Consider the following 25,138-nt stretch of genomic DNA (forward strand, 5'->3'; position numbering starts at 1 on the left):
GCCTGGGTCGCCAGCTCGGCGAGCTGGCAGGCCAGGCGCAGGTCCCCCTCGGCGGGCGCCGGGGGGGGGCGCGGGGCCCGGGGCGCCGCCCCCGCGCGGTCCGGTGAGCGGGACGGCGCCGGCGGCCCGCGCCTGGGCCTGGCCGAGGGCGACGGGGCTCAACACGGCCGCGGCGAGGCCGCCGAGTACGGCCCTGCGGGTCAGCGGACGGCTGTTCATGCGGCCTCCTGTCGGCGTGGCGACGCCGCCCTCCCGGACGACGGAGGGGCGGACCTCGCTCCCTGAGGTGCTCCCTGAGGTGCTCCCTGGCGTGCTCCGATGGTGAGGCCGCGCGGACGACCATGACATGCCCGCCCACCGCGGCCTCGGGCGCGAAGATGACAGATAACTTCCCGAGGATCAATGGATCTGAAGAAAGTTGTCATCAGGCCGTGACCTAACCCGGAGCCAATGAAGGAAATCTTCCTAGAAGATACGCGCAAAGCCGTCCATCGCCACAACCGTGGCGGAGCAGGTCCCCGACCACCGGAAGCCCGCATGCCGCACAGTCCCGATCTCGACCGCCTCGCCGCCACGGTGCTCCAGCCCGGGTTCGACGGCACGACCCCGCCCGCCTGGCTGCTCGGCCACCTCGCCGGCGGGCTCGGCGGCGTGGTGCTGTTCGCCCGCAACATCTCCGAGGACACCCCCAGGCTAGTCCGGCGGCTGCGCGAGGAGAATCCGCAGGTCATCGTGGCTGTGGACGAGGAAGGCGGCACGGTGACCCGCCTTGAGGCCGCCACCGGCAGCTCCTGGCCCGGCAACGCCGCCCTCGGCGTCCTGGACGACCCCGCCACCACCGAGGCGACCGGGCGGGAGATCGGCCTGCTGCTCGCCGAGGCCGGGATCACGTTGGACTACGCCCCTGACGTGGACGTCAACGCCGACCCCGCCAACCCCGTCATCGGCATCCGGTCCTTCGGCGCCGACGCCGGCCTGGTCGCCCGGCACTCGGCCGCCTGGGTCACCGGGCTGCAGAGCACGGGCGTCGCGGCCTGCGCCAAGCACTTCCCCGGGCACGGCGACACCGTGACCGACTCCCATCTCGCGCTGCCCACCGTGCACGCCTCCCGCGACCTGCTGGAGCGCCGCGACCTGCCGCCCTTCCGCGCCGCCATCGCCGCCGGGGTGCGCGCCGTGATGTGCGGCCATCTCATGGTCCCCGCCCTGGACCCCGCCCTGCCCGCCACGCTGAGCCGCCGCGTCCTGACCGGTCTGCTGCGCCTGGAACTGGGGTTCACGGGGGTGACGGTGACCGACGCGATCGAGATGAAGGCCGTCGCCGCCCTCCTTCCCCCGCCGGAGATCGCCGTGCGCGCGCTCGCCGCGGGCGCCGACGCGATCTGCGTGGGCGCCTCCACCCCCGGCGGCGAGAACGTCACCGCCCTGCGCGAGGGCATCGTCCGCGCGGTGCACGAGGGCGCCCTGCCCGAGGCACGGCTGGCGGAGGCGGCCGGCCGCGTGCGCGCCCTCGCCGCCTGGCACGCTTCTCACGGCGCACCGGCGCAGCCGGGGACGATCGGGCGCGACCCTCACTACGGGGTGTCCATGCTCGGCCTGGACGCCGCCCGGCGGGCGCTGCGCGTCACGATCCCCGCCGGGGACGCCCCGCCGGACCGGCCCGTCCTCACCCGGCCGCCGCAGGTGGTCGAGATGACCGTCCGCCCCCACCAGGCGATCGGCGGCGCCCTGCCGTACGGGCCCGGCGAGGCGCTGGCCGCGCTGCTGCCCGGCACCGAGCGCGCCGTCCTGACGCCCGGCCGGGATGCGGTTCCCCCGCTGCGCGGGCCCGAGCAGGCCCCTGTGGTGGTCGTCACGCACGACGCCCACCGGCACGCGTGGATGCGCGACCGCCTGGTGGAGATCCTGCGGCGCCGCCCGGACGCCGTCGTGGTCGAGATGGGCCTGCCCGGCCACCCGGCGGGAGCGGTCTACCTGGCCACCAACGGCAACTCCCGCGTCTCGTCGCTGGCCGCCGCGGAATGGCTCACCGGCCGCTGAAGCCCGGAACGACACACGACCACGCCGTCGCACGGTTCGCCGCGACCGGCGAAGAGTGGAACGACACAAAACGGCGCCAACTTAGGGGTTCGCCACGACCAGGATTGAGTAATGTGTCGGTAACAGAAAAGGAACCGCATGATCGACCCGCAGCGCTCGACCCCGGAGAACCTGGTCGCCCGGGTGCGGGCCGTGCTCCCCTCGCTGACCCCCTCCGCGCAGATCATCGCGCGGCTCATCCTGGACGATCCGGCGACGGTCGCCCGCAGCACGATCACCGAGCTCAGCGCGGCCTCCTCGACCAGCGAGGCGACCATCGTGCGCACCGCCCGGGTGCTGGGCTTCTCGGGGTACGCCCAGCTCAGGCTGGCGCTGGCCGCGGCCGCCGCCACCCGTCACGGCCCCGACCGGCTCGTTCCCGGCGACCTCGCCCCCGACGACCCGCTTTCCGACGTGATCGCCAAGGTCGCCCGGGCCGAACGCGAGGCCATCGAGGACACCGCGGCCCAGCTGTCCCCCGAACGGCTCGGCGAGGTGGTCGACGCCATCATCGGCGCGCGCCGCGTCGACGTCTACGGGGTGGCCGCCTCGGGGCTGGTCGCGACCGACATGGCGCAGAAACTGCTGCGCATCGGCCTGTCCTCCCACGCCTTCACCGACGCCCACCTGGCGCTGACCAGCGCGGTCCTGCTCAGGGCCGGCGACGTCGCGATCGGGGTGAGCTGCACCGGCGAGACCCCCGACGTCCTGGAGCCGATGCGCCTGGCGCGCAAGGCGGGGGCGACCACGGTGGCCATCACCAACAACCCGCGCTCGACGCTGGCCGAGGGGTGCGACCACGTGCTGATCTCGGCCGGCCGCGAGACGGCCTTCCGCCCCGGCGCGCTGGCCAGCAGAATCAGCCAGCTCCTGGTCGTCGACTACGTGTTCGTCGGCGTCGCCCAGCGCACCTCCGAGGTCTCCAACGAGGCCCTCCGCACCACCCGCGACGCCGTGGACACCTTCCTCACAGACTCCCGCCCCCGCCCCCGCCGCCCGTCCTGACCGCTCACTCTTCCGTGCGGCCGGCGTCCCATAAGTGGGTGCGCCAGATGCGGTCATGGGTGACAGGCGAGGTACGGCGCCTGCGAGACGAGGGAAACACCGGCGCCCAGGACAGATTGCCGGACATCCGCAGCGACCCCCGATCGTATCTCGGGCTTGAGCAACCAAACGGTGCCGCACATCACCACCGCCCGCACGGTGGGAACTGCGGCACAGGTGGGCGCACGCGTCCGCGGCGGCCGTGATGCCCGAGGTCGCCAGGCAGGTATGACCACCGGGCGATCGGCGACGCGGGCCCTGGTTCATGGGAGCGACGTCCGCCCCGCTCGTCATTTTCTCGTTACTCGAGATGGCGGCCGTCATCGTGTTGGCCGTCCAGATCACGAGGTACGCCGACCTGCGGCCGCCCGCGGAGCGGTGAGCACCGGCCGGGTGCCCCCGTCCCTGACCTGGCCTGCGGGCGACGCACCGCCCGCGCCGAGCGTCCGCGCGCGGGCCGGGTGCGTGAGGCCGGGACGTCCGTGCGGGGTCAGGCCGAGTGGCGGGAGTGGAGGAGGCGGGAGACGGCCATGTAGGCGAGGACGACCACGCCGATGATGAGCGCCCACTTGAGGATGCCCGCGACCAGGCTGATCACGGTGCCGAGCAGCATGAAGCCGATGATGACGGCGGCGATGAGGAGAAGGATTCGAGCCATGACCCCAGGCTAGATCTCCGCGCACCGCCGCGGGACCCCGCGGCGGGTGGTTCAGGGACGAGTCAGGGTCGCCCCTCAGGGTGCGGCCGGGGTTCGCGCTACGCCCCGGCCCCAGGGTGCGGCCGGGGGTCGCGCTACGCCCCGCACCCCTGGATGGGGCCGGGGCTCGCGCTTCGCTTTGAGGCTCGCACGATCAGGGTGCGCATCGCAGGCGGGGGTCACAGGACGGCGCAGCCGATCGTGACGGGGACGCGGGGGGACCAGCGGCCGGACAGGACGTCGTATGCCTGGGCGTAGCCGTTGGCGGCCTTGCCGGCGCGCGAGCAGTCGAAGACGCCGGTCTTCTTGCCGAAGCTGCCGCCCGCGAAGCCGCCGTGGGAGCTCGCGGTCACGGTGCCGCTCCAGAAAGTGCGTCCCGTGTTGTAGCGCAGGTAGAGGCGCACCTGGCCGAAGTTGTAGTGGTCGCCGCTGATCTTGATGCGCGGGATGTCGTCGACCGACGTGGAGGTCGAGGTGCCGTCGCCGTTGTCGCGCGGCGGCACGGTGTACCGGTTGATCCACAGGCGGGCCGAGACCTTGCGGTCGGCGGCCTGCCCGTTGTCCAGGGCGGCCTGACGGCGCACCGCCGGGGTGACGCACACGTCGTCGCCGCTGAACGCCTCCCGCCAGACGTACCCGTCGACGCAGGTGTGCGCGCCGAAGGCGCCGGAGGTCCAGCGCCCGGCGGCGGCGGCGTTGTCCGAGCGGGTCTGGGTGCGGATGCCTCCGGTGACGCAGACGTGGTCCGCGGGGCGGGCCTCGCGCCAGACGAAGCCCTCGCGGCAGGTGTCGGGGCCGAAGTCGCCGGTGGCGGCGGAGGCCGAGGTCGCGGGGACGGTGACCGACAGGCCCGCGACGGCGGCGACGGCGAGTCCGAGGAGGGTGCGCTTCATCGTTGTCTCCTTGAGTGTGAGGGTCCCGCCGCCCCGGCCGGCTCGCCCGGGGCGTCTTTCACACTCAAGAGATACGGCCGGTCACCTGCAGTCCCATTGACCACCGCTTGACGCCGGCCAGGCAAGCAGGTTGAAAGCGCCGCAAGCGCCGGCGAGGCCACGTCCGGTGGGCGCGGACAAGCGCATCGCGGTCGCAGCTGACGAATCCGGCCGAGCACTCCAGGTCAGCCGGACGTCGGGGCGAGAGCTCGCCGGGAGGCGCCGTCCTCCACCGGCACCGTCAGAAGGGGACGGCGAACAGCACGCGGCGGCCGCGGAACTCGGTGAGGCTCCAGAGCTGGTCCTTCTCGTTCCAGCAGGTGAGGTCCTCCGGGCCGATCGGGAATTTGCGGACCTGCGCCGGCTGCCCGTCCGCGACGACCAGCAGCGAGCCGTTCTTGACCGAGGAGGCCGCCTGGCTGAGGTACCAGCGCCCCTGGCGGGACAGCGCGCCCTGGATCTTGGCCGCCGGGAGGGTGAAGGCGTGCGCGGCGGGCGCGAGCCCGTCCGGGCCGGCCTCCAGACCGGCGCCGGCGTCCAACTCCCAGCGCGCCACCCGTCCGGTCGTGCCGGGTTCCTGCGCGGGGTCCACGTACTCGCCGGAGACGAGCAGGTGCGGGCTCGCGCTCCGGTCGACGGCGGCGAAGGAGAACCGGGCGGAGCCGGTGCCGCTCCAGGCGTCCACCTGCGGCATCACGTACCGGTAGCCGAAGGCGTGGTACGCGCCGCCACGCTTGCCGATCTTGTCGTCGTCGCCCTGCACCTCGTAGATGTGCCGGGTGTCGAAGACCCGGATCCCGCGGCCGGTGTCGGCGACGTAGAGCAGGTCGCCGTACCAGGCCAGGCCGCCCGCGTGGATGTTGATCGCCTTGTAGTCGGCCCCCTTGACGGGCTCGACGAGCAGGACGTGCCGGTACTTGCGGGTGGCGGTGCTGAGGAAGGAGACGCGCACCCCGCGCTCGGCCGCCTTGCCGTCGGGCTTCCAGTACCAGCTCACCGCGAACACCTGGGTGTCCTTGCGGCCCGCCTCCGAACTGCCGGTGATCCCCTGCGGGTACCAGTCGAGGGTGTCGTTGTCGCCCTGCTCGAAGCAGTACCAGTCGGCGGGCTTGGGCGACATCGACCCGAACGCCGTCGTGGCCCCCTTGCGAACGGCGGTGCGGTTGGCGGTGGCGAGCACCGCCGCGAGGCTCCGTGCCGGCAGCGCCCCGGCCAGGGCCGCGACCGCCTGCGGCAGCTCGCGGGTGTCGCGCCGCAGTCTGAACGGCCCCGGGTCCGTCCCGGTCATGAGGCTCGGGCTCATGTGCTGCCCCCCGGACAGGTGTCGGGAGCGGGACGCGGCGCTCCCCGCACCGCGCCGTTCCGCTCGATCAATGATCAATCACGACAGTCTCCCGCAGGAGCGATATATCCGTCTACGCAATGACACATCACCGCCACCGTCCGCTCCGCCGCCCGAGCGACGGCCAGGCGTATCGGGCGGCGGCGACTTCAACGGGTTGGGTGCACGGGCGTCAGGGGGCGCCGGGAGGTGAAGATCTTCCGGCCCTCTCCACGACCTGCTCGGCGGTCAGGGCGTCCTTCGGATGGTGGGTAAGGCACAGCGGGGTGCGCACCTTGTGAAAGCCCCTCCCTTCGACGGCCGCGTAGAACTCCCCGGTGGCCAGGCGCCCGACGTCTGCCACGTCGCCGCCCTTGGCCTGGGCCATCTCCCTGGCGGCGGTGATCTGCACCGGGACGTTCAGCAGACCGAAGAACTGGGTCGCGGCGTTGCCGGGGATCCGGTTATGCAGGCCCTTCGGCGCCTGCGTCGCGAACACCAGGCCGAGCCCGTACTTGCGCGCCTGGGAGGCCAGGGCCAGCGTGCTGCGCGTGCACGCCGTGGTCGCGCCGGACGGCGCGAACGTCTGCGCCTCGTCCATCACGAACAGGCCGCCCAGCGGCCGGTCCCCGGCGGGGTGCCGCCTGATCCAGGCGAACAGCGCCATCTGCAGCTGGTTGACGAAGCTCTCCCGCTGCTCGTCGGACGGCAGCCCGACCAGGCTGATCACCGAGACGCGCGCCCGCCGGCCCTCCGGCGGGGTCAGCAGGACACCGGGGTCCATCGCCGCGCCCGCGCCGCCGAACAGCGGGTCGATGACCATCGCCGCCGTCAGGTTCTGGGCGATGTCGGCCGCGAGCTTCGGGGCCTGCCGCAGCTCGCTCACCCCGTCGGGGAGCTGGGACAGCAGCGCGATGAGCCCGCGCAGCGTGGTGGGGCCGCGCCGCCCGTAGTAGGCGAGCGCCTCCCGGAGCACGGCCAGGCCCTGGTGCGCCTTTGGCGCGTTCCCCGTCAGCTTGGCCCTCGGGGCGAGGGAGGCGACGGCCGTGTCGACGGCCTCGTGGAACTCGTCGGCGTCGTCCACGACGGCGCTGAAGTCGGGCAGCGGCTGGAAGGCGAGCGGGCGTCCTCCCTGGCGCAGCGGCGTCCACACCACGACGTCGGTGCACGCCAGGTACTCGCGGGCCTTGTCCGCGTCGCCGTCGCTCCAGGCGTCCGGCCGGTGCGGCCACGGGTCGCCCAGGCGCGCCAGGTCGTTGTTGGGGTCGAGCACGATGGAGGAGACCCCGCGCAGCGCGCACTCCTCGACCAGCCGGCGGATCAGCACGGTCTTACCGGACCCGGATCCGGCGAAGATCACCGTGTGCCTGCGCAGCGTTTCCAGCTCGACCGCCACCGGGCGGCCGTCGCCGGCCGCTTCGCCGAGCGTCACCGGAGGCACGGCCGGTCCCGCGACGGGCCGGGTCCCGGATCCGGCGGACGAACCGGATGGTCGCGGCGTCCCGACGTTCGCCGCGGCCTCAGAGGCGCCGGCCGCCGAGGTGCCGGAGGTCCCGAAGGAGTCCGAGGTCCCCGAGGTGTCGAAGTCGCCGGAGGGTGCCGAGCTGCCGGTGGCATCCGCGGCGGTGTCCTGGGTGCCGGCGCCCGCGGGGGCGGGACGCGGGTCCAGTGCGCTCCACACGTCGGCGAGCGCCTCCTTGAACACCCTCACCGCGGCCGCCGGGTTCCTGGCCGCCAGCCAGGTCTGCAGGTCAGGGGCGTTCTCGGCGAGCATGCCGCGCAGGGCGGACAGCGCCCGCAGGTCCTCCTCCTCGACGCGGAGCGTCCGGCCGCCGGCCCGTTCGAAGGCGGCGACGACCTCGCGCGTGCGCGGCCCGCCCGACCAGCCGGAGTTGCGCAGCACGAACAACCGCCGCTTGGCCACCTCCGCGTCCAGGCCGGCCGCCACGCACGCCGCGCGGAGGCGGGTGAGCGCGGCGTTCGGATGCTCGGCGGCGATCGCGCGGAAGGCCCAGTGCGCCTCGTCCTCGGTCGCCTCCACCAGCTCGCGCCGCAGGCGGGCGTGCAGGGGCGGCTTCGCGCTCGGCGGGGCGTCCTGGCCGAGCACCTGCCCGGCCTCGCCCTGCGCGGCGATCCACGCGGTGAGCCCCGCCGCGAGCAGGCCGGGCATCTCGGCGTCCTCGGTGGCGGCGTTCAGGGCGGGCGCGACGTCGGCCGCGTCCCGGAGCTCGGCGAACCGCGCGTCCAGCGCCGCGAGCTCCCGCTGGGAGGGCTCGGGGGTGAGGCCGTCACCGTGGTCCAGCGGCGTGATCGGCTCGGTCAGGCTCTCCAGTTCAACGATGCGGCAGGCAGCCAGGCAGGCCCGGACGTGCGCGTCGATCGTGACCAGCAGCCGGCGTGGGGTGAAGCCCCTGGCGCCGTCGAACGCCGACGGCCGGACCGGCCAGGTCTCGTACGGCGGGTGGAACCCAGCCTTGCGGAAGGTCTCCGCGAACCGTCTCTCGATGATCCGGTGGCCGATCTTGGCGTCCGGGATGTTCATGAGCGGTACCGCCTTGCGGAAGCGGTCCTGGACGCTGTCGGTGGCCAGCGTCTCGATGAGCGTCCAGGTCGGGGGATGGCACGACAGCACGGTCAGCGTGCGCCGGGTGACCTCCCGCAGCGTCATCAGGCCGCCCGCGATCCTCTCGACCACGGCCGTGTCGCGGCGGTCGTCCCGCACATGCCCGTCGGACGCCGTCTGGGCGAGCAGCGTGTCGATCTGGTCCACGGCGATGACCGACGGCCCGGTGGGCGCGAGCAGCCGGGAGATGTCGCGCACCATTTCCTGCGCCGTCCTGTCGTGCCGGCGGATCCCCCACCGGGCCCGCTCTCCCTGCTCCTCCTCCGGCTCGCAGGACAGGTATCCCTGGCCGACGTCCTGGGCGCGCAGGTCACCGGATGCCTGAAGCACCAGCGCTCGCAGGGTGTCCTGCGCCTCGCGGCCCACCCGGTCGTCGAAACGGCGCAGCATGTCCACGAACGCGTCTAGGGTCGGCCTGGTCAGCGGCGCCTTGCCGACCAGCTCGCGCCTGGCCACGCGCTGGACGCCCACCATCGACGACAGCCGTAGCAGGAACATCCTGAGCTGACTGTCCCCGTCGACCTCGCGGGCCAGGCTGTCGAGCATGGATACCATGACGCTCTGCCAGAAGTCCCTGGCGTCGAGCAGGCCGACCAGGAAGAAGTATCCGCCCTCCTCCAGGGTGCGCTCGCGCATCCATCCGAGCAGGTGCGTCTTGCCCGACCCGCTCTGGCCCTGCATCACCACGCCGATGGGGCTGGCGTCCACGCTCTCGCCCGCCTCGGCGAGCCCGTCCAGCAGCATCTGGGTCGTGGCACGGTGCAATCCTTCGACGTGGAAGCGCGACGGGTGCCACACGTCGTCGGGCACCTCGGCCCAGTTGAACCTGATGGCCGCGAGCGCGCGCCGTTCCTCGCCGGTCATCATGCTCCGATCCACAGCAGGTGCTTGTCCTGGCCGGCGATCCGCACCGCGGCGTCGCGGTCCTCCTGGGACAGCCGCTTCCGGTCGGTCTCCGGAACGAGAGTCACGTCGGGGAGCTCCTCCATCCGGAGCAGCGTGGCGTCCACCTCTCCCCGCGGAAGGTCGGCGAGCAGCGCCCTGAGCTTGGCCAGCCCCACCCAGGTGCCCGGCTGGTCGGCCAGCCCTGCGTAGGCCGCGCGGACGCGCGCCTCGGGGTCGCCGCCGCTCGGCGAGGACGGGGCGGCGGCCTGTTCGGGGCCGGGAGGAATGGACGGCTCAGGGTCGGAAGGGGCGGTCGGCTCGGGGGTGGCGGGGGTGGCGAAGACGTCGGCGAGGCGCAGGTCGTTGTGCGCCATGAAGTCGCGCAGACCGCCCTGGAGGACCCGAAGCATGACACCCTGTGAGCCCGGCCAGGCCCAGACGCCGCTCCGCATCTCCTCGCCCAGGCGTGCCCAGCCGCTGTCGGTGAGGGTGTGGGCGTAGGCGCGCCCGAGCTTCCGGCTCTCGACGAGCCTGAGCCTGTTCAGCTTCGTGCGGTCCTTACCGTCCAGCGTCAGGCCATAGTGCTCCTTCAGCTCCGGGTTGGAGATCTCGCCGCCCGCCCGCATGAGCGCGAACAGGGCCGCCAGCTGCGGCTGCGACAAATTCTCGTCGGGCACGTCATGGTCCTTCCGGGGTCCGGTCGCGGCGGGCGAGGACGAAGCGCTCCACCCGGCCGACAACGGCATCTATATCTGTTAAAACCTGGGCATTGGTGACGCGTAGCACGGCATAGCCGTCCCTGTGGAGCCACGCGTCACGGTCGCGATCGGCCGTGGAGCGGTCCACGGCGTGGTGGTCGGGGCCGTCGATTTCGACGACGCACCGCTCCCGGCGCCACAGCAGGTCGATCCTGATGGGGTTGGCCAGCGGATGCGGGCGGTAGGTCTGGTTCCAGGCCCGCCCGGCGGCCCAGGGACGCGTGGACAGCGCGGCCTCCAGGGTCTTCTCGGCGCGACTGCCGGGGTGGGGCGCGCCAGCGGCGGCCGGGTACTCGGCCGCCGGACGCGCGGACCTCCCGGCCGGCGCCGTCCTCCCACGAACATCCGGCTCACGGGCACCGGGGTGGGGCGCGCCGGCCGCCGCTCCCGTCGAGCGGCCCAGGGGGAACACCTCCGCGAGGCCCGCGCCCGGTTCCGCAGCGAGCGGGGCGCCGGGCAGGGGAAGCGTCTCGACGCGGTCCACCGAGGACAGCGGCGCGCCGGTCAGCCAGACGCCGAGCCGACCATGGGCGGCCAGCCACTCGCAGGCCGAGACGAGCACCTCTTCGGCCGCGGCCGGGAGACCGGCGGGCACCTCCACCAGGATCGCCGCACGAGGACGCCCGGAGGCCGCCGCGAGGACCCGGGCGAGACCGGCCGCGCGCACCTCGGGGGCGAACCTCGGCCGGGACGGCGGCCCGCCCCGCAGCGCCGCCTCGGCGAGGTCGGCCAGGAACGGGCCGTGGTGACCGCCGTCGGACGCGGCGCGCAGGGCGAGCGCGCGTACGGCACGCGCGCCCGCGCCTCCGGGGCCGGCGATGGCCCGCGCGCCGGGAACCCAGGTGGGGAAGGTTTCGAACGCGGCGCTTTCCATGGCGCACATGATCGCGGCCACCGTTTCCGGCACGGTGCGCGCGGGCACGGCGCGGTGGCGGAGAATGGCCGGCGCGTCGCCGGAAAGCGACCACAGGGCGACATCGTCCTCGGCGACGGAGAAACCGGCATGGGCCGGAAAAAGGCGTACGACACGCTCTCCCGGCACCTCGGCCCACGATTCCGCCACGCCGCTTCCCCTGGTTCCGGATCACGTCAGCTCGCCGAGGTTATCGGCCGATGCCGGCGAAGCACCATACATTCCGGAAAACACGGGGCTTAATCGATTTTGCGTAGATAGAGATGTAGCGGAGAACGCGTTAGGACGCTCAATCGGAGATTCGGTTTACCCGGCTCATGTACCGATTGGGCCATGGAGACGGGCGGAGGCGCGGGAAAGGCCGTCCACCGGCGCGTCCTGGGCGTGGCGGGTCATCGCTTCGGACACGGACGGCCCCGCGGGGAAGGGATCCCTTCCCCGCGGGGCCCGTCAGTCGTGCAGTCGTGCAGTCCGTCAGCCGACCAGCCGGTCAGTCGGCCGGCAGGTCAGCAGGTCAGCCGGTCGTGCAGGCGGTGCCGTTCAAGGTGAAGGAGGTCGGCGAGGCGTCGTTGGAGGACCAGGTGCCCTGGAACCCGAACGAGGCGGTGCCGTTCGCCGGGATCGACCCGTTGTGGTCCACGTTCCTGGCGGTCACCGACGAGCCGCTCTGCGAGACGGTGGCGTTCCAGGCGTTGGTGACCCTCTGGTCGCCCGGGAAGGTGAAGGCGAGCGTCCAGCCGTTGACGGCGCTCGCGCTGCCGACGGTGATGTTGGCGGTGAATCCGCCGGCCCACTCGCTCTTGGTGTAGGTGACCCGGCAGGAGCCGCCGGGGTTGCCGCCGCCGGAGCTGGTGGTCACCGAGACGGAGTTGGAGGCCGAGGAGGTGTTGCCGGCGGCGTCACGCGCCCGCACCGAGAAGGAGTACGCCGTCGAGGCGGACAGCCCGCTGACGTTGTAGGAGGTGCCGCTCGTGGTGCCGACGAGGGTGGAGCCGCGGTAGACGTCGTAACCGGTCACCCCGACGTTGTCGCTGGAGCCGTTCCAGGCCAGGCTCACGCCGCTGGAGGTGACGTTCGAGGCCCGCAGGTTGGACGGCGCGGACGGCGCCTGGGTGTCGCCGCCGTTGTTGCCCCCGCCGACGGTGTAGGAGAAGTTGTTGACGGCCAGGCCGGTGCCGCCGACCCAGGGCTCGAAGCCGGCCTGCACGCTGGTCATGTACCAGGAGTTCTGCACGTAGCCGCGGCTGAGCATGTCGTTGTAGAACGTGCTGATGTTGAAGCTGATCGAGCTGGTCGGCGAGGTGCGCACGTAGGAGATGACGTTCCAGCCGCTGTTGCCGTACCACACGTCCCAGGTGCCGCCGGCCAGGTTGACGGTGGCCACCCTGGAGCCCACCGGCTGCACCGACCCGGTGTGGTTGAGCCAGACCATCAGCTCGGCCCCGGTGTTCTGGCCGTCGGTGCGGGCCGTCGGGTCGAACCAGACGTCGTAGGCCGCGTCGTACACGCTGCCGTTGGACGGGTAGGTCATGCTGACGCTGGTCTGGGTGCCGGCGAACCGGCTGTCGGTGACGCGCATCGGCAGGCTGCTGCCCGTGCTGCAGTTGGCGTAGTGGCAGCCGGCGTAGACGGCGGGATAGGAGCCCGGCGCGCCGTTCTGCGGCTTGTTGTGGTTGCCCTGGGTGACGGTGAACCCGCTCGAGGTGACGTTGATGCACTGCTGGGTGTCGTCGCCCCAGTTGTTGTTGATCACGACGTACTTGCCGCCGGCGATGGTGGTGGCGCCGTACTTCTCGCAGATCTGGACGTCCGCGCGGGCGGGGCCGGCGACCACCGACATCATGAGGATCGAGCCCACGGCGGCGAGGACGGCCGTCAGGGCTCTCAGTGCTCGGCGTTTCATCTTGCCTCCGGGGGGTGGGATGTGGGAGCGCTCCCAATCTGTCGCGACCCTAGGTTGGGCTCACCACCACCGAACAGGACCCGTTAGCGCGGGCGGCCGGCTTTGCCTGGCTGAGCAGGCACGACACCCGATTGTGCACTGAAAGTTTCAGTGCGGGCCCCGCCGGCCTCGGCCGCGCGCGCCACGTTGCCGGGCATCCGCCCGAAGATCAGCCCGTGGAACGGGTAGGCCGCCCACCAGTACAGGTGCCCCAGCAGCCCGCGCGGGTGGAAGATCGCCCGCTGGCCGTAGACGGTCGCGCCGTCCTCACGGCGGCAGCACAGTTCCAGCCACGCGAGCCCGGGCAGGCGCATCTCGGCGCGCAGCCGCAGCAGGCGGCCCGGCTCGATCTCTTCCACCCGCCAGAAGTCCAGGGCGTCGCCGACGCGCAGCCGGGCCGGGTCGCGCCTGCCCCGGCGCAGTCCCACCCCGCCGACGGCCCGGTCGGCGAGGCCGCGCACCCACCACGCGACCGGCAGGGAGTACCAGCCGTTGCCGCCCCCGATGCCCTCGATGACCCGCCACAGCGCCTCCGGGGAGGCCCGCACCGCCCTGGACCGCTCGTCGATGTACAGGCTGCCGCCGGCCCAGTCCGGGTCGGTCGGCAGCGGGTCGCTGGGCGCACCGGGCGTCGAGGCCGAGGACCAGCGCGTCGCCACGTCGGCCTCCTTGATGCGCAGCAGGGCGAGCCGCACCGCCTGCCCGAAGGAGGTCAGGCCCTCCGGCGGGTCGGGGATGTACCGGGCGATGTCGTGCTCACGGCAGACCGCCTCGTTGCGCAGCGACTCGACCAGCGGCCGCGCCACGCCCGCCGGGACGGGGGTGACCAGCCCGACCCAGTGGCTGGAAAGGCTGGGCGTGAGCAGCGGCACCGGAATGATCAGCCGTGGCGGGAGCCCGGCGGCCTCGGCGTAGCCCCGCATCATCTGCGCGTAGGTCAGCACGTCGGGGCCGCCGATGTCGTAGGCCCGCTCGGCGCCCGGCGGGATGTCCAGCGCGCGGACCAGGTAGCGCAGCACGTCCCTGATCGCGATGGGCTGCGTCCGGGTGCGCACCCAGCGGGGCGTGGTCATGACCGGCAGCCGCTCGGTCAGATACCGCAGCATCTCGAAGGACACCGACCCCGAGCCGATGATCACCGACGCCCGGTACGCGACCGTGGGCACCCCCGAGCAGCGCAGGATGGCCTCCACCTCGGCGCGCGAGCGCATGTGCGGGGAGGGCCGCTCGGCGGGGGTGAGGCCGCCGAGGTACACGATGCGGCGCACCCCCGCCTCCCTGGCCGCCAGCGCGAAGGTCCGCGCCGCGGCGCGGTCGCGCTCGGCGAAGTCGCGGCCGGCGGCCATGGTGTGGATCAGGTAGAAGGCGACGTCCACCCCTTCCAGGGCCGCTCTGGTCGCCGCCAGGTCGGTGGCGTCCGCCTCCGCGACCTCCACCCGGTCGCGCCACACCTGGCCGCGCAGGCGCGCCGACGAGCGGGCCATGCAGCGCACGGCGTGACCGGCCTCCAGCAACTCGGGCACCAGCCGTCCACCGATGTAGCCGGTCGCGCCCGTCACCAGGCACCGCGCCATCTCGCCACCCCCTCGACTCCCCTAGCTGATTCGTGCCCGCGGCCCGGGCCGGTTGCGCCCCGCGCCCGGCGTGCCCGAGAGGATGGTCTCGTCGTGGAGGCGGATCATCTCCGGGATACCGGGTAGACCCCGGGACATCCACCTATGAAAGAGGGCAATCGACATGCTTTACGGCAAAGAGCACGTTGAGCGGTATCGCGCCACAGACGGCAAGGAAGGCCACGACTGGAACGGCACGACCACGCTGCTCCTCACCACCAAGGGCCGCACGAGCGGCAAGGATCGCGTCAACCCGCTGATCTACCAGCGGCACGGCGACGACTACGTCATCGTCGCCTCCAAGGGCGGCGACCCCAAGTCGCCGGACTGGTACCTGAACCTGCAGGCCCACCCCGAGGTGGAGGTGCAGGTCATGGGCGACCGTTTCCGGGCGAGGGCCCGCACGGCGACGCCGCAGGAGAAGCCGGAGCTGTGGCGGCTGATGACGGCGACCTGGCCGCAGTACGACGAGTACCAGACCAAGACCAACCGCGAGATCCCCGTCGTGGTCCTGGAGCGCACCGGCGACCTGTGATCTCGCCCGCCCCCTTCCCACCGCCGCCCGCGGCCCGCGGGCGGCGGGCGGGGCGTGATGGCGTGATGGCCCGCGGGCGGTGGCCTGCGGCCGAGGACGGCGGCGGCCGGTGTCCTTCTTGGAGGACGCCGGCCGCTGACCGGTGGCCCTGACGGCACGGGATTTGCGAAGATGTCGGGGCGGAACCACAGGGGGAGGCCCGGACGAGGTCCGGCCATGGCGGCCTGCCGGTCGTGAGGGTCCCGCGCGGACGCACGACCAGGGAGGCACGCGGTGGGCAGCGAGAATCAGACGGCCGAAATCATGATCGCCGAGGCGCGGAAGGCGTTCTGGGTCATGGTCGGATTCCTGGCGCTGATCTGGGTCCTGCAGATCCTGAACGCGATCACCGCCTACTCCCTGAGCCAGTCGTTCGGCATCGTTGCCCGCGACCCCGCCCGGCTGCCCGACATCGTCACCGCGCCGTTCCTGCACTGGAGCTGGGCCCACATCGAGGGCAACTCCGGCCCGCTGTTCGTCTTCGGCTTCCTCGCCGCCTACCGCGGAGTGATGAAGTTCCTCGGGGTGACCGCGCTGATCGCGGTCGCCAGCGGGCTCGGCGTCTGGTTCGTCGCCGGGCCGAACAGCGTCACCGCGGGCGCGAGCGGCGTCGTGTTCGGATACTTAGGCTACATCCTGGTCCGGGGTCTGTTCGACCGGCACCGCATCGACATCGTCGTCGGCCTGGTCATGGGCCTCTGCTTCGCCTACCAGTTCACCGGCCTGCTGCCGACCGACGAGTTCAGCTGGCAGGGCCACCTGTTCGGCTTCGCCGGCGGCATCCTCGGCGGCTGGCTGTTCCGCGACCGCCGCCCGCGCGCCGCTTCCGCGCTTCCCGGCGCCGGCGCCGCACGGCCGCTGGGGAGCGCCACCGCGCCCGGCCTGGGACGGCCCGTTCCCGGCATGCCGGGGACGAGCCGGCCGGCCCCCGCGAGCACCGACCCCTCCCGCGCCGCCCTGATGAAGGAACTCGACGACCTGGGACTGTGACCGCCGGGTTCCCCGAAGGTCGCGACCACGCACGTTCGCCGTCCCCCCGACGGCCTTCTTGCAGGTGACCGCGTCCGCGAGCCGCGGGGGGCTTCAGTAGGACTGGAACTCCAGCAGGTTGCCGTCGGGGTCGCGCAGGTGGGCGGTGCGCACGGTGGGCCCCCACTCGGGCCGGGCGGCCGGCGCGGCGACGACCCGCCCCCCGTGCCGCTCCCCGCAGGCCGCCGCGGCATCGACGTCGCCGACGGTGAGCACCAGCATCGCGGCGTCCGACGGCGCCGGGGGTCGCAAATCGCCCACGACGCCGGCCATCATGGCGCGGTCCAGCAGGGAGAGCAGGGACTGATCCCCCAGACCCCAGTTGGCGTACGGTCCGGACGGCTCCCCTTTGGCGCGCGTGCCGCCGAGCGCCTCGGTCAGCACGCCGTCGTAGAAGCGGAAGCACTCGGAAAAACGGGACACGAGCAGGCGCGGGTACAGGGCGTCCATCATTGCCTTCCGTTAATCGTTGGTATTCACCAATGATTGGTGGTGCCCTATCCTGCCGAGGTGACCGACGTTCCGCAACTGCCGCCCTCCCTGCTCGGCGTGACCGCCTTCGTCCTGTCCAAGACCGGCCTCGCGGGCAGGCGCGGCATGGGCGCGCGACTGGAGTCGATGGGGCTCGGGCTGTGGCACATGGCGGTGCTCGCCGCGCTCGCCGACTTCGGCCCCGCCTCCCAGCGCGATCTCGGCAGGCGGCTCGGCATCGACGCCAGCGACCTGGTCGCCGTGATGGACGCCCTGCTCCCCCGGCGTCTGGTCGACCGCGGGCGCGACCCCGCCGACCGCCGCCGCTACTCGGTGTCGATAACCGCCGAAGGACGCGCGGCTCTGGACGAGGCGCTGCGGCGCGCGGCGGAAGTGCACGACGACATCCTGCGCGCCCTCGACGCGCAGGAGCGGGAGACGCTGCACCGCCTGCTGCGCAAGGCCTACGCGAGCTTGGACCCGCGCGCCGCCCTCCTCCCCGGCGAGACCGACGTGCCAACGGAGCGGGAAACGCCGATATCGTCGCCTTCGTGACCGTGCTCATCGATCCGCCGAACTGGCCGGGGCCGCGCGACCTGCTGTGGTCCCACCTGGTCAGCGACATCTCGCTGGACGAGCTGCACGCCTTCGCCGCCGAGCTGGGCGTCCCGCCCAGGGCGTTCGACCGCGACCACTACGACGTGCCGGAGACGGTGTACGACCGCGCGGTCGCCCTCGGCGCCGAGCCTGTCTCCTCGCAGACGCTGGTGAAACGCCTCATCGCCGCCGGACTCCGCCGGCGCCGCCGCCTGGTCTCCTGACCGCCACGCCCGCCACGTCCCGGCCTCACGACCAGCACGCCCGCCACTCCGCACGTCCCGGCCCTCTGGCCGCCACGTGTGGGGGGGCCTCCTGACCGGCACGCCCCCACCCCACATGTCCCGGCCTTCTGAGCGCACGGCCGACGGCGGGTGGCGGGTGGCGGCTGAGTCTCAGGGGGCGAGCAGCCGGGCGAGTTCGGCTCGCATGTTGCTCCGCGCCCCGGCCTCCCACAGCTCGCGGGCGAGCGGGGTCCGGTACAGCGTGGGCGCGGCCAGCAGGTCTCGGAGCACGCGCGCCCGGCCCGCCCTGAACGCCTCGTCCGGCACGTGGCGGTACTCCTCCCGTACCGCGCGGGCGTACGCCCCGTACCCTGGTGCGGCGAGCACGGCGAGGTCCGCGTCGCACAGAACTTCGCCGTCGCGGTCGCCCGGCGCGGGGTCGTGCCCGGCGGTCACCCGGACCAGCCGCGCCACCTCGGCGATCCGCCGGGCGTCGAGCCCGCCGCCGAGACCGCCGTCCGGTCCACCGTCGAGACCACCGTCCGGCCCACCGTCGAAGTCTGCGGCCGCGCCGGGCCGTCCGAACGGGGAAGGTGACGGGACGGGCGGAGGGGCGAGCCTGGTGAGCCGCGCCGTGGCGAGCTGGGCGCTGCGCTCCTCGTCCCACCCCGGCCGCCCGTCGTACACCGCGTCGTGGAACCAAGCGGCCAGCCGGACCGCCACCGGGTCGGCGGCGAACCCGGCGAGGGGATCGATCGCGGCGAGCACGGCACGCAGGTGGGCGGGCGTGTGGTAGCGCCGGTGCGGCTCCGACCAGCGCGCGATCAGCTCCGCCACGACGGCGCGGGCCGCCACCGAGTCTCCGGCGATGGCCGCCCACGCCACCACGAGATCGCCGGCTCCTCCGAGCCCCCCGGCCGGCTCCCCATCCCGGCCGTCCACCCCGGCCGACGCGTGAGCCACCGCGAGATCGCCGGCGCCTCGGGGCTCGTCCGGCTCCCCACCCCGGCCGGCCGGCCCGGCCGTCGCGCGATCGGTCATGCCCCTATCGTGCCGGGCCGTCCGGCGGTCCGCCACGGCGGGCTCGACCCGGCCGTACGGCATGGGCAGGTCCCACAGACGGACCGGCACGGCAGGGCTCAGCCTGACGGCAGGCACGGCAGGGCACGGCTCAGCCTGACGGATCGGCACGGATCGGCACGGATCGGCATGGGACGGCATGGGACGGCATGGGACGGCATGGGACGGCATGGGACGGCACGGGTCGGCATGGGACGGCACGGCCTTGGCCGGCTTGGCGGGCCGGTGGGCGGGCCGTGCGGTACGCCGGAGTTCAGTCGGCGATGTAGGTGATCGAGCGGATCTCGTAGCCTCTGGTCGCGCTGCCGCGGGCGTGCATCAGCATGGCGCCGCCCTCGTAGGAGTAGGCGCAGCTCGTGCCGCCGGTCTCCCGGCTGCACCCTTGGTAGATGTAGCCCACGCCGCCGAACCGGGCGCGGAACAGCTTCTTCACCGCGCCGGCCGAGGCGACCTCCAGGCCCCGGTTCCGATCGCCCGCCTTCCAGGCGCCGAACAGGTGCTTGGCGGCCTTGCCCGCCGTGGTGAGGTGGCGTGACTCGTACACCTTCGTGACGGTGCCCCCCGAGACGATCATCAGAATGCCGTTGAGGGCGCCGGGCACGCGGACGCTGGTGTGGACGAACCTGCACGCTCCGCCCACGCAGCCGGCGAACTCGTCCGGCGCGCGGTAGACGTAGGCGAACAGCGTCTTGACCGCCGCCGGGGCCGCCACGGCGCCGGCCGCCTTCCTGTCGCCGCGCAGCCAGGCGCGGAACAGCCTGTTCGCGACCTTCCCCGGCGCCGGGGCCGCGCCCACCGCGCCCACCGCACCCGCCGGCGCCGCGGCCACCCCGGCCGGCACCACGGTGCCCGCGTACGCCGGGGCGCCCGCGCGGGCCGTTCCCGCCTCCGCCGTGCCGGCGCCGAACGCCAACGCCGCCGCCGTCGTCGCCGCCATGATCACGGCCGTCGTGGATCCACGCATCGCCACTCCCTCTCCCCCGGGGCCTGCCGGCCCCCCGCAGAAGACGCGGCACCGGCCGCACGGGTTCACCGGATCCTCACCGAACCGGTGACCATCGGCCGGGCGGGCGCGGACCCGGACGCCGAACCGGACCGGAGCGGGGCGGGTGCGGACGCCGGGTCAGGCCGGGCGGTACGGGCGCCGGGGGGCCATGGGCGGGTGTGGGCGTCGGGCGGGGTGGAGTTCTCACCTTGTGGTGGATCGACCATGGCGTGGGCTTCGGCAGTATTGAGGTGTGAGCCTCCTCGAGCACCTTCCCCAGGACACCGGCCCCGACGCCCTCTTCGAAGCGTTCGTCGAGTGGAACACCCAGCGTGGGCTGACGCTGTATCCGGCGCAGGAGGAGGCGCTGATCGAGATCCTCTACGGCAACAACGTGATCCTGGCCACGCCGACCGGCTCGGGCAAGAGCCTGGTGGCGGCGGGGGCGCACTTCGCCGCCCTGGCCGCGGGCGAGCGCACCTTCTACACCGCGCCGATCAAAGCCCTGGTGTCGGAGAAGTTCTTCGACCTGTGCGCGGTGTTCGGCACCGAGAACGTCGGCATGATGACCGGCGACGCCGCCGTGAACGCCTCGGCGCCGATCATCTGCTGCACCGCCGAAATCCTGGCCAACATCGCGCTGCGTGACGGCGCGCGGGCCGACATCGGCCAGGTCGTGATGGACGAGTTCCACTTCTACGCCGAGCCCGACCGGGGCTGGGCGTGGCAGGTGCCGCTGCTGGAGCTGCCCCAGGTGCAGTTCGTCCTGATGTCGGCGACGCTGGGGGACGTCACCCGGTTCGAGACCGACCTGACCCGGCGCACGGGCCGCGAGACGTCGGTGGTGCGCTCGGCGACCCGCCCGGTGCCGCTGTACTACAGCTACCGCACCACGCCGCTGCACGAGACGCTGGAGGAGCTGCTGTCCACGCAGTCGGCCCCGGTCTACGTCGTGCACTTCACGCAGGCGGCGGCGATGGAGCGGGCGCAGGCGCTGATGAGCGTCAACATGTCGACCAAGGCCGAGAAGGACGCCATCGCCGCGCTCATCGGCCGCTTCCGGTTCACGACCAAGTTCGGCCGGGCGCTGTCGCGGCTGGTGCGCCACGGCATCGGCGTCCACCACGCCGGCATGCTGCCCAAGTACCGCCGCCTGGTCGAACGCCTGGCGCAGGCCGGCCTGCTCAAGGTCATCTGCGGCACCGACACGCTGGGCGTCGGAGTGAACGTCCCGATCCGCACGGTCCTGTTCACGGCGCTCAGCAAGTACGACGGCAACCGCGTGCGGCTGCTGCGCGCCCGCGAGTTCCACCAGATCGCCGGCCGGGCCGGCCGCGCGGGCTTCGACACCCTCGGCTACGTCGTCTGCCAGGCGCCCGACCACGTCGTGGAGAACGAGAAGGCCCTGGCCAAGGCCGGGGACGACCCCAAGAAGCGGCGCCGGGTCGTCCGCAAGAAGGCCCCCGAGGGGTTCGTCGGCTGGAGCGAGGAGACCTTCGAGCGCCTGCAGAAGGCCGAGCCCGAGCCGTTGAACTCGCGGTTCAAGGTCAGCAACGCCATGCTGCTCGCCGTGATCAACCGTCCCGGCGACTGCTTCGCCGCGATGAAGCACCTGCTGACCGACAACCACGAGGACCGCAAGGCCCAGCGCCGGCACATCAGCCACGCCATCGCGATCTACCGGTCCCTGCTGGCCGGCGGGGTGGTCGAGAAGCTGCGCGAGCCGGACGAGCAGGGCCGCATGGCCCGCCTCACCGTGGACCTCCAGGAGGACTTCGCGCTCAACCAGGCCCTGGCGACCTTCGCGCTGGCCGCCTTCGAGCTGCTGGACGCCGAGTCGCCGGTCTATCCGCTGGACATCGTCTCCATCGTGGAGTCCACGCTGGACGACCCGCGGCAGATCCTGCACGCCCAGCTCAACAAGGCCCGGGGCGAGGCCGTGGGGCAGATGAAGGCCGACGGCGTCGAGTACGAGGAGCGCATGGAGCTGCTCGCCGAGGTCACCTACCCGATGCCCCTGCAAGATCTGCTGCTCGGCGCGTACGAGACCTACCGGCGCGGGCACCCGTGGGTGGGCGACTACGCGGTCAGCCCCAAGTCGGTCGTGCGCGACATGTACGAGCGGGCGATGACCTTCACCGAGTACGTCCAGTTCTACGAGCTGGCCCGCTCCGAGGGGACGGTGCTGCGCTACCTGGCCGACGCCTACCGCACGCTCAGCCGCACCGTCCCCGACCACATGAAGACCGAGGACCTCCAGGATCTCATCGAGTGGCTGGGCGAGCTGGTCCGCCAGGTCGACTCCAGCCTGCTGGACGAGTGGGAGCAGCTGCAGAACCCCTCCGAGGAGGTCGAGCGGCCCGGGCTGGAGGAGAACACCCGGCCGGTCACCTCCAACCGGCGCGCGTTCCGCGTGCTGGTGCGCAACGCGATGTTCCGCATGGTGGAGCTCGCGGCGCTCGAACGGTACGAGGAGCTGCACGAGCTGGCCGACGTCGACTGGGAGTCCGCGCTCGACGACTACTTCGAGGAGCACGACGAGATCGGCACCGGGCCGGACGCCCGCGGGCCGGCGCTGCTGCTCATCGAGGAGGAGAAGGAGCTGTGGCGGGTGCGCCAGGTGTTCCACGACCCGGCGGGCGACCACGACTGGGGCATCAGCGCGCAGGTGGACCTGGCCGCCTCCGACGAGGAGGGCCGCGCCGTCGTCCACGTCACCACCGTCAACCGCCTCTGACGGCCGGCGCCTCACGACCGGAGCACGGCGGCCTCCGGCTCCGGCCCTGACGGACCCGCCTGCCGCGGCCACGAGGCGCTCGACGCGCACTCGCGCACGCTCGCCGGACCGCCTGATCGGCGCGCGGACCGTCCGGGCGCCGCCAGGCCGGTGACCACGCACCTGCACCGCGCGCGGGCTCTCCACTCCACCACATGCTGAAGATGATCAGCGCGCGGACCCGTCCGAGCGCCGCCAGAGCGGTGACCACGGACCTTCACCGCGCGAGGCCTTCTCCACTCCACCACGTGCTGAGGGTGATCAGCGCGCGGACCGTCCGGGCGCCGCCAGGCCGGTGGCCACGTGCGTTCACCGGCGCGGCTCTCCACCCCGCCATGTGCTGGAGATGATCGGCGCCGGGTCGGCGGGTCGTGGTACGGCGATGGCGGCGCCCGCTACGGCGCCTTAGTCGGTGGACGCTCGTGGACGGCGCGCTAGCCGCCCGAGGTCTCCAGTTCGGCTTCCGGTGAGACCGTGCCGTCGCAGGGGTCGTCGAGCCAGCCGTCGGGCAGGTGGACGCGGTCGCGGGGGGTGGACTTGCCGCGCGGGCCGTCGGCCGCCTCGCCGGGCCACGGCTGGTCGGCGGGCAACGTCGCCAGGTGCTCGCGCAGCACGTCGAGCGAGGGGGCGGTGGCCAGGGCGCGGCGCGCGTCGGCGCCGACGGTGAAGCCCTTGAGGTACCAGCCGACGTGCTTGCGGAAGTCCAGCACGCCGTGGGTCTCGCTGCCGAAGCACTCGACCAGCAGCTCGGCGTGGCGGCGCATGGTCGCCGCGACCTCCCCCAGCGTCGGCCGCGCGCGTTCGGACCGGCCGTGGAAGGCGTCGTCCAGGTCGCGGAACAGCCACGGACGGCCCAGGCAGCCCCGGCCCACCACCACCCCGTCGCAGCCGGTGCGCCGCATCATGCGCAGGGCGTCGTCGGCGCTCCAGATGTCGCCGTTGCCGAGCACCGGGATCTGCGGGACGGCGTCCTTCAGCCGGGCGATGGCGTCCCAGTCGGCGGTGCCGCCGTAGTGCTGCACCGCGGTGCGGGCGTGCAGGGCGACGGCGCTCACCCCCTCCTCGGCGGCGATGCGGCCGGCGTCGAGGTAGGTCAGGTGGTCGTCGTCGATGCCCTTGCGCATCTTGATCGTGACCGGGAGCGTGCCGGAGGCGGCCACCGCCGCGCGCAGGATGCGCCGCAGCAGGTCGCGCTTGTACGGCAGCGCCGAGCCGCCGCCGCGCCTGGTGACCTTGGGCACCGGGCAGCCGAAGTTCAGGTCGACGTGGTCGGCCAGGCCCTCCTCCGCCACCATCGCCACCGCCCGGCCCACGACCGCGGGGTCGACGCCGTACAGCTGGACGCTCCTCGGCCGCTCACCCGGCTCGAAACGGATCATCGCCAGGGTCTTGGCGTTGCGCTCGACCAGCGCCCGCGTGGTGATCATCTCGGAGACGTACAGGCCGCCGCCCTGCTCCCGGCAGAGCGTGCGGAACGGCGCGTTGGTGACGCCCGCCATCGGGGCGAGGACCACGGGAGGCCAGACCTCGAACGCACCTATCTTCACCTGCCCATTTCTACCGCACCCTCCGGCGGGGCGGCGCGGGGCGGCCCGGCCGGGCCGTTTGGACCCCGAGGATCGGGGACGGCTAGATTGGGAGGGGGTTCCGCCCCACGTGACATCGGAGGCGCTGGATGCTCCTGAGACTGCGTATCTCGCTGCCCGACCGCCCGGGGTCCCTCGGCCAGGTCACGCGCGTCCTCGGGGTCGCGGGCGCCGACATCACGCAGCTGCTGGTGCTCGAGCGGGGCGAGGGCCGGGCGGTGGACGACCTCACGGTGTACTGGCCCGACTCGGCGCCGCGCGAGGCGCTGGTCCAGTGTCTGGAGGGCATGGCCGACGTCACGGTCGAAGGGGTGTGGACCACGCGCGAGGCGCCGGGCACCTATCCCGAGCTGGAGATCCTGAAGTACATCACCACGGCCGGCGACCGCGCCCTGGCCACGATGATCGACTCCATGCCCGTGTTGTTCAGCGCCGACTGGGCCGCCGCGGGCACCGAGAAGGTTCCTCGCACGCTGGTCCACGCGAGCTGGCGGGCCCCCGAGGACGTGCCCTTCCCCTCGATCACGCCGCCGCGCCCCGAGGCGCACACGCTGCCCTCCGGGCTGCACATCATCGCGGCGCCGCTGCCGCCGCTCGCCATGACGTTCCTGCTGGCCAGAGCGGACGGGCCGCCGTTCCATCGCATCGAGGTGCACCGGCTCACCCGCATCCTGGAGATCTTCCTGACCCTGCCGGCCGTCGAGCGCAGCGTGGCGCGCACCTTCCGCGGTTCGGCCGCCGGTTAGGCACAGACGCGGAAAACCCGCTAGAGTTCCTTCTCGTCACCGCGGGAGGCGATCTCGCGGCGGCGTCACGCGGACGTGGCTCAGCTGGTAGAGCATCACCTTGCCAAGGTGAGGGTCGCGGGTTCGAATCCCGTCGTCCGCTCGGAGAGGTCTCCGCGCAGAGGCCTTGCCCGGTGGAGTGGCCGAGAGGCGAGGCAGCGGCCTGCAAAGCCGCGTACACGGGTTCAAATCCCGTCTCCACCTCCGCGCGACGATCGACGCAC

At 73.0% G+C, this 25,138-nt stretch carries 20 protein-coding genes and 2 tRNA genes; 10 read left to right on the top strand and 12 right to left on the bottom strand.

The window, feature by feature from the left end:
- Positions 1-537: 537 nt before the first annotated feature.
- Together ACWEN6_RS39890 and ACWEN6_RS39895 are read left to right on the top strand one after the other, a co-directional pair.
- Positions 538-2,040, top strand: a complete 1,503-nt coding sequence (locus ACWEN6_RS39890) for a glycoside hydrolase family 3 protein (protein WP_452577320.1) — start codon at positions 538-540, stop codon at positions 2,038-2,040.
- 138 nt (positions 2,041-2,178) lie between these two features.
- Positions 2,179-3,084: a MurR/RpiR family transcriptional regulator gene (locus ACWEN6_RS39895; RefSeq protein ID WP_452577323.1), complete on the top strand. Its 906-nt coding sequence runs from the start codon at positions 2,179-2,181 to the stop codon at positions 3,082-3,084.
- Positions 3,085-3,613: 529 nt separating this feature from the next.
- Here the strand turns inward: ACWEN6_RS39895 and ACWEN6_RS39900 are convergent.
- The 8 genes from ACWEN6_RS39900 to ACWEN6_RS39935 all read right to left on the bottom strand — a co-directional run bounded on the left by ACWEN6_RS39900 (position 3,614) and on the right by ACWEN6_RS39935 (position 14,768).
- On the bottom strand, positions 3,614-3,781 hold the full coding sequence (locus ACWEN6_RS39900; protein WP_354847591.1) for a hypothetical protein: 168 nt from the start codon (positions 3,779-3,781) through the stop codon (positions 3,614-3,616).
- Positions 3,782-3,999: 218 nt separating this feature from the next.
- The gene (locus ACWEN6_RS39905; RefSeq protein WP_452577325.1) at positions 4,000-4,713 is read right to left on the bottom strand and encodes a hypothetical protein; all 714 of its coding nucleotides are present in this window, start codon (positions 4,711-4,713) and stop codon (positions 4,000-4,002) included.
- A gap of 280 nt (positions 4,714-4,993) precedes the next feature.
- Positions 4,994-6,055 (bottom strand): hypothetical protein, encoded by a 1,062-nt coding sequence (locus tag ACWEN6_RS39910; RefSeq protein ID WP_452577327.1) that lies wholly within the window; start codon positions 6,053-6,055, stop codon positions 4,994-4,996.
- Positions 6,056-6,266: 211 nt separating this feature from the next.
- Positions 6,267-9,563 carry an ATP-binding protein gene (locus tag ACWEN6_RS39915; RefSeq protein WP_452577329.1) on the bottom strand — a complete coding sequence of 1,099 codons (3,297 nt, stop codon included), beginning with the start codon at positions 9,561-9,563 and terminating at the stop codon, positions 6,267-6,269.
- A complete protein-coding gene (locus ACWEN6_RS39920) occupies positions 9,560-10,258 on the bottom strand; it encodes a hypothetical protein (protein ID WP_452577330.1) in 699 nt (232 codons plus the stop codon). The genes ACWEN6_RS39915 and ACWEN6_RS39920 overlap by 4 nt, the downstream gene beginning before the upstream one ends.
- A gap of 1 nt (position 10,259) precedes the next feature.
- Positions 10,260-11,402 carry an endonuclease domain-containing protein gene (locus tag ACWEN6_RS39925; RefSeq protein WP_452577332.1) on the bottom strand — a complete coding sequence of 381 codons (1,143 nt, stop codon included), beginning with the start codon at positions 11,400-11,402 and terminating at the stop codon, positions 10,260-10,262.
- A gap of 364 nt (positions 11,403-11,766) precedes the next feature.
- Positions 11,767-13,155: a GH12 family glycosyl hydrolase domain-containing protein gene (locus ACWEN6_RS39930; protein ID WP_452577334.1), complete on the bottom strand. Its 1,389-nt coding sequence runs from the start codon at positions 13,153-13,155 to the stop codon at positions 11,767-11,769.
- Positions 13,156-13,238: 83 nt separating this feature from the next.
- Positions 13,239-14,768: an SDR family oxidoreductase gene (locus ACWEN6_RS39935; RefSeq protein ID WP_452577336.1), complete on the bottom strand. Its 1,530-nt coding sequence runs from the start codon at positions 14,766-14,768 to the stop codon at positions 13,239-13,241.
- Positions 14,769-14,931: 163 nt separating this feature from the next.
- On the opposite strand from ACWEN6_RS39935, the gene ACWEN6_RS39940 reads away from it, so the two are divergent.
- Positions 14,932-15,342 carry a nitroreductase family deazaflavin-dependent oxidoreductase gene (locus tag ACWEN6_RS39940; RefSeq protein WP_354847578.1) on the top strand — a complete coding sequence of 137 codons (411 nt, stop codon included), beginning with the start codon at positions 14,932-14,934 and terminating at the stop codon, positions 15,340-15,342.
- Between the two features lie 273 nt (positions 15,343-15,615).
- Positions 15,616-16,371, top strand: coding sequence for a rhomboid family intramembrane serine protease (locus ACWEN6_RS39945; protein ID WP_452577338.1), 756 nt, complete (start codon positions 15,616-15,618; stop codon positions 16,369-16,371).
- A 93-nt stretch (positions 16,372-16,464) separates the two neighbouring features.
- Here ACWEN6_RS39945 and ACWEN6_RS39950 read toward each other — a convergent pair whose 3' ends face one another.
- Positions 16,465-16,863: a VOC family protein gene (locus ACWEN6_RS39950; protein ID WP_452577339.1), complete on the bottom strand. Its 399-nt coding sequence runs from the start codon at positions 16,861-16,863 to the stop codon at positions 16,465-16,467.
- Between the two features lie 57 nt (positions 16,864-16,920).
- On the opposite strand from ACWEN6_RS39950, the gene ACWEN6_RS39955 reads away from it, so the two are divergent.
- On the top strand, positions 16,921-17,436 hold the full coding sequence (locus ACWEN6_RS39955) for a MarR family winged helix-turn-helix transcriptional regulator (protein ID WP_452577341.1): 516 nt from the start codon (positions 16,921-16,923) through the stop codon (positions 17,434-17,436).
- Positions 17,433-17,702, top strand: a complete 270-nt coding sequence (locus ACWEN6_RS39960; RefSeq protein WP_354847567.1) for a DUF4031 domain-containing protein — start codon at positions 17,433-17,435, stop codon at positions 17,700-17,702. The genes ACWEN6_RS39955 and ACWEN6_RS39960 overlap by 4 nt, the downstream gene beginning before the upstream one ends.
- 171 nt (positions 17,703-17,873) lie before the next feature.
- On the opposite strand, the gene ACWEN6_RS39965 is transcribed toward ACWEN6_RS39960, so the two are convergent.
- Both ACWEN6_RS39965 and ACWEN6_RS39970 read right to left on the bottom strand, forming a co-directional pair.
- Positions 17,874-18,743, bottom strand: coding sequence for an HD domain-containing protein (locus tag ACWEN6_RS39965; RefSeq protein WP_452577342.1), 870 nt, complete (start codon positions 18,741-18,743; stop codon positions 17,874-17,876).
- A 292-nt stretch (positions 18,744-19,035) separates the two neighbouring features.
- On the bottom strand, positions 19,036-19,746 hold the full coding sequence (locus ACWEN6_RS39970) for a hypothetical protein (RefSeq protein WP_452577344.1): 711 nt from the start codon (positions 19,744-19,746) through the stop codon (positions 19,036-19,038).
- Between the two features lie 274 nt (positions 19,747-20,020).
- On the opposite strand from ACWEN6_RS39970, the gene ACWEN6_RS39975 reads away from it, so the two are divergent.
- Positions 20,021-22,504 carry a DEAD/DEAH box helicase gene (locus ACWEN6_RS39975; RefSeq protein ID WP_452577346.1) on the top strand — a complete coding sequence of 828 codons (2,484 nt, stop codon included), beginning with the start codon at positions 20,021-20,023 and terminating at the stop codon, positions 22,502-22,504.
- A 473-nt stretch (positions 22,505-22,977) separates the two neighbouring features.
- Here ACWEN6_RS39975 and dusB read toward each other — a convergent pair whose 3' ends face one another.
- Positions 22,978-24,090: a tRNA dihydrouridine synthase DusB gene (gene dusB, locus ACWEN6_RS39980; RefSeq protein ID WP_452577347.1), complete on the bottom strand. Its 1,113-nt coding sequence runs from the start codon at positions 24,088-24,090 to the stop codon at positions 22,978-22,980.
- Positions 24,091-24,218: 128 nt separating this feature from the next.
- On the opposite strand from dusB, the gene ACWEN6_RS39985 reads away from it, so the two are divergent.
- The 3 genes from ACWEN6_RS39985 to ACWEN6_RS39995 all read left to right on the top strand — a co-directional run bounded on the left by ACWEN6_RS39985 (position 24,219) and on the right by ACWEN6_RS39995 (position 25,118).
- Positions 24,219-24,875, top strand: a complete 657-nt coding sequence (locus ACWEN6_RS39985) for an ACT domain-containing protein (RefSeq protein WP_354847559.1) — start codon at positions 24,219-24,221, stop codon at positions 24,873-24,875.
- A gap of 69 nt (positions 24,876-24,944) precedes the next feature.
- Positions 24,945-25,017, top strand: a tRNA-Gly gene (locus tag ACWEN6_RS39990).
- A 30-nt stretch (positions 25,018-25,047) separates the two neighbouring features.
- Positions 25,048-25,118: transfer RNA gene (locus tag ACWEN6_RS39995), tRNA-Cys, on the top strand.
- Positions 25,119-25,138 lie beyond the last annotated feature (20 nt).

It is taken from the genome of Sphaerisporangium sp. NPDC004334 (assembly GCF_053602655.1).

What these genes read in the sequence shown, in the direction of transcription:
- ACWEN6_RS39900 (WP_354847591.1), bottom strand. Translation starts at nt 3,781, where the DNA reads ATGGCTCGAATCCTTCTCCTCATCGCCGCCGTCATCATCGGCTTCATG.
- ACWEN6_RS39895 (WP_452577323.1), top strand. Translation starts at nt 2,179, where the DNA reads ATGATCGACCCGCAGCGCTCGACCCCGGAGAACCTGGTCGCCCGGGTG.
- ACWEN6_RS39940 (WP_354847578.1), top strand. Translation starts at nt 14,932, where the DNA reads ATGCTTTACGGCAAAGAGCACGTTGAGCGGTATCGCGCCACAGACGGC.
- ACWEN6_RS39935 (WP_452577336.1), bottom strand. Translation starts at nt 14,768, where the DNA reads ATGGCGCGGTGCCTGGTGACGGGCGCGACCGGCTACATCGGTGGACGG.
- ACWEN6_RS39910 (WP_452577327.1), bottom strand. Translation starts at nt 6,055, where the DNA reads ATGAGCCCGAGCCTCATGACCGGGACGGACCCGGGGCCGTTCAGACTG.
- ACWEN6_RS39905 (WP_452577325.1), bottom strand. Translation starts at nt 4,713, where the DNA reads ATGAAGCGCACCCTCCTCGGACTCGCCGTCGCCGCCGTCGCGGGCCTG.
- ACWEN6_RS39950 (WP_452577339.1), bottom strand. Translation starts at nt 16,863, where the DNA reads ATGATGGACGCCCTGTACCCGCGCCTGCTCGTGTCCCGTTTTTCCGAG.
- ACWEN6_RS39970 (WP_452577344.1), bottom strand. Translation starts at nt 19,746, where the DNA reads ATGCGTGGATCCACGACGGCCGTGATCATGGCGGCGACGACGGCGGCG.
- ACWEN6_RS39890 (WP_452577320.1), top strand. Translation starts at nt 538, where the DNA reads ATGCCGCACAGTCCCGATCTCGACCGCCTCGCCGCCACGGTGCTCCAG.
- ACWEN6_RS39965 (WP_452577342.1), bottom strand. Translation starts at nt 18,743, where the DNA reads ATGACCGATCGCGCGACGGCCGGGCCGGCCGGCCGGGGTGGGGAGCCG.
- ACWEN6_RS39915 (WP_452577329.1), bottom strand. Translation starts at nt 9,563, where the DNA reads ATGATGACCGGCGAGGAACGGCGCGCGCTCGCGGCCATCAGGTTCAAC.
- ACWEN6_RS39985 (WP_354847559.1), top strand. Translation starts at nt 24,219, where the DNA reads ATGCTCCTGAGACTGCGTATCTCGCTGCCCGACCGCCCGGGGTCCCTC.
- ACWEN6_RS39930 (WP_452577334.1), bottom strand. Translation starts at nt 13,155, where the DNA reads ATGAAACGCCGAGCACTGAGAGCCCTGACGGCCGTCCTCGCCGCCGTG.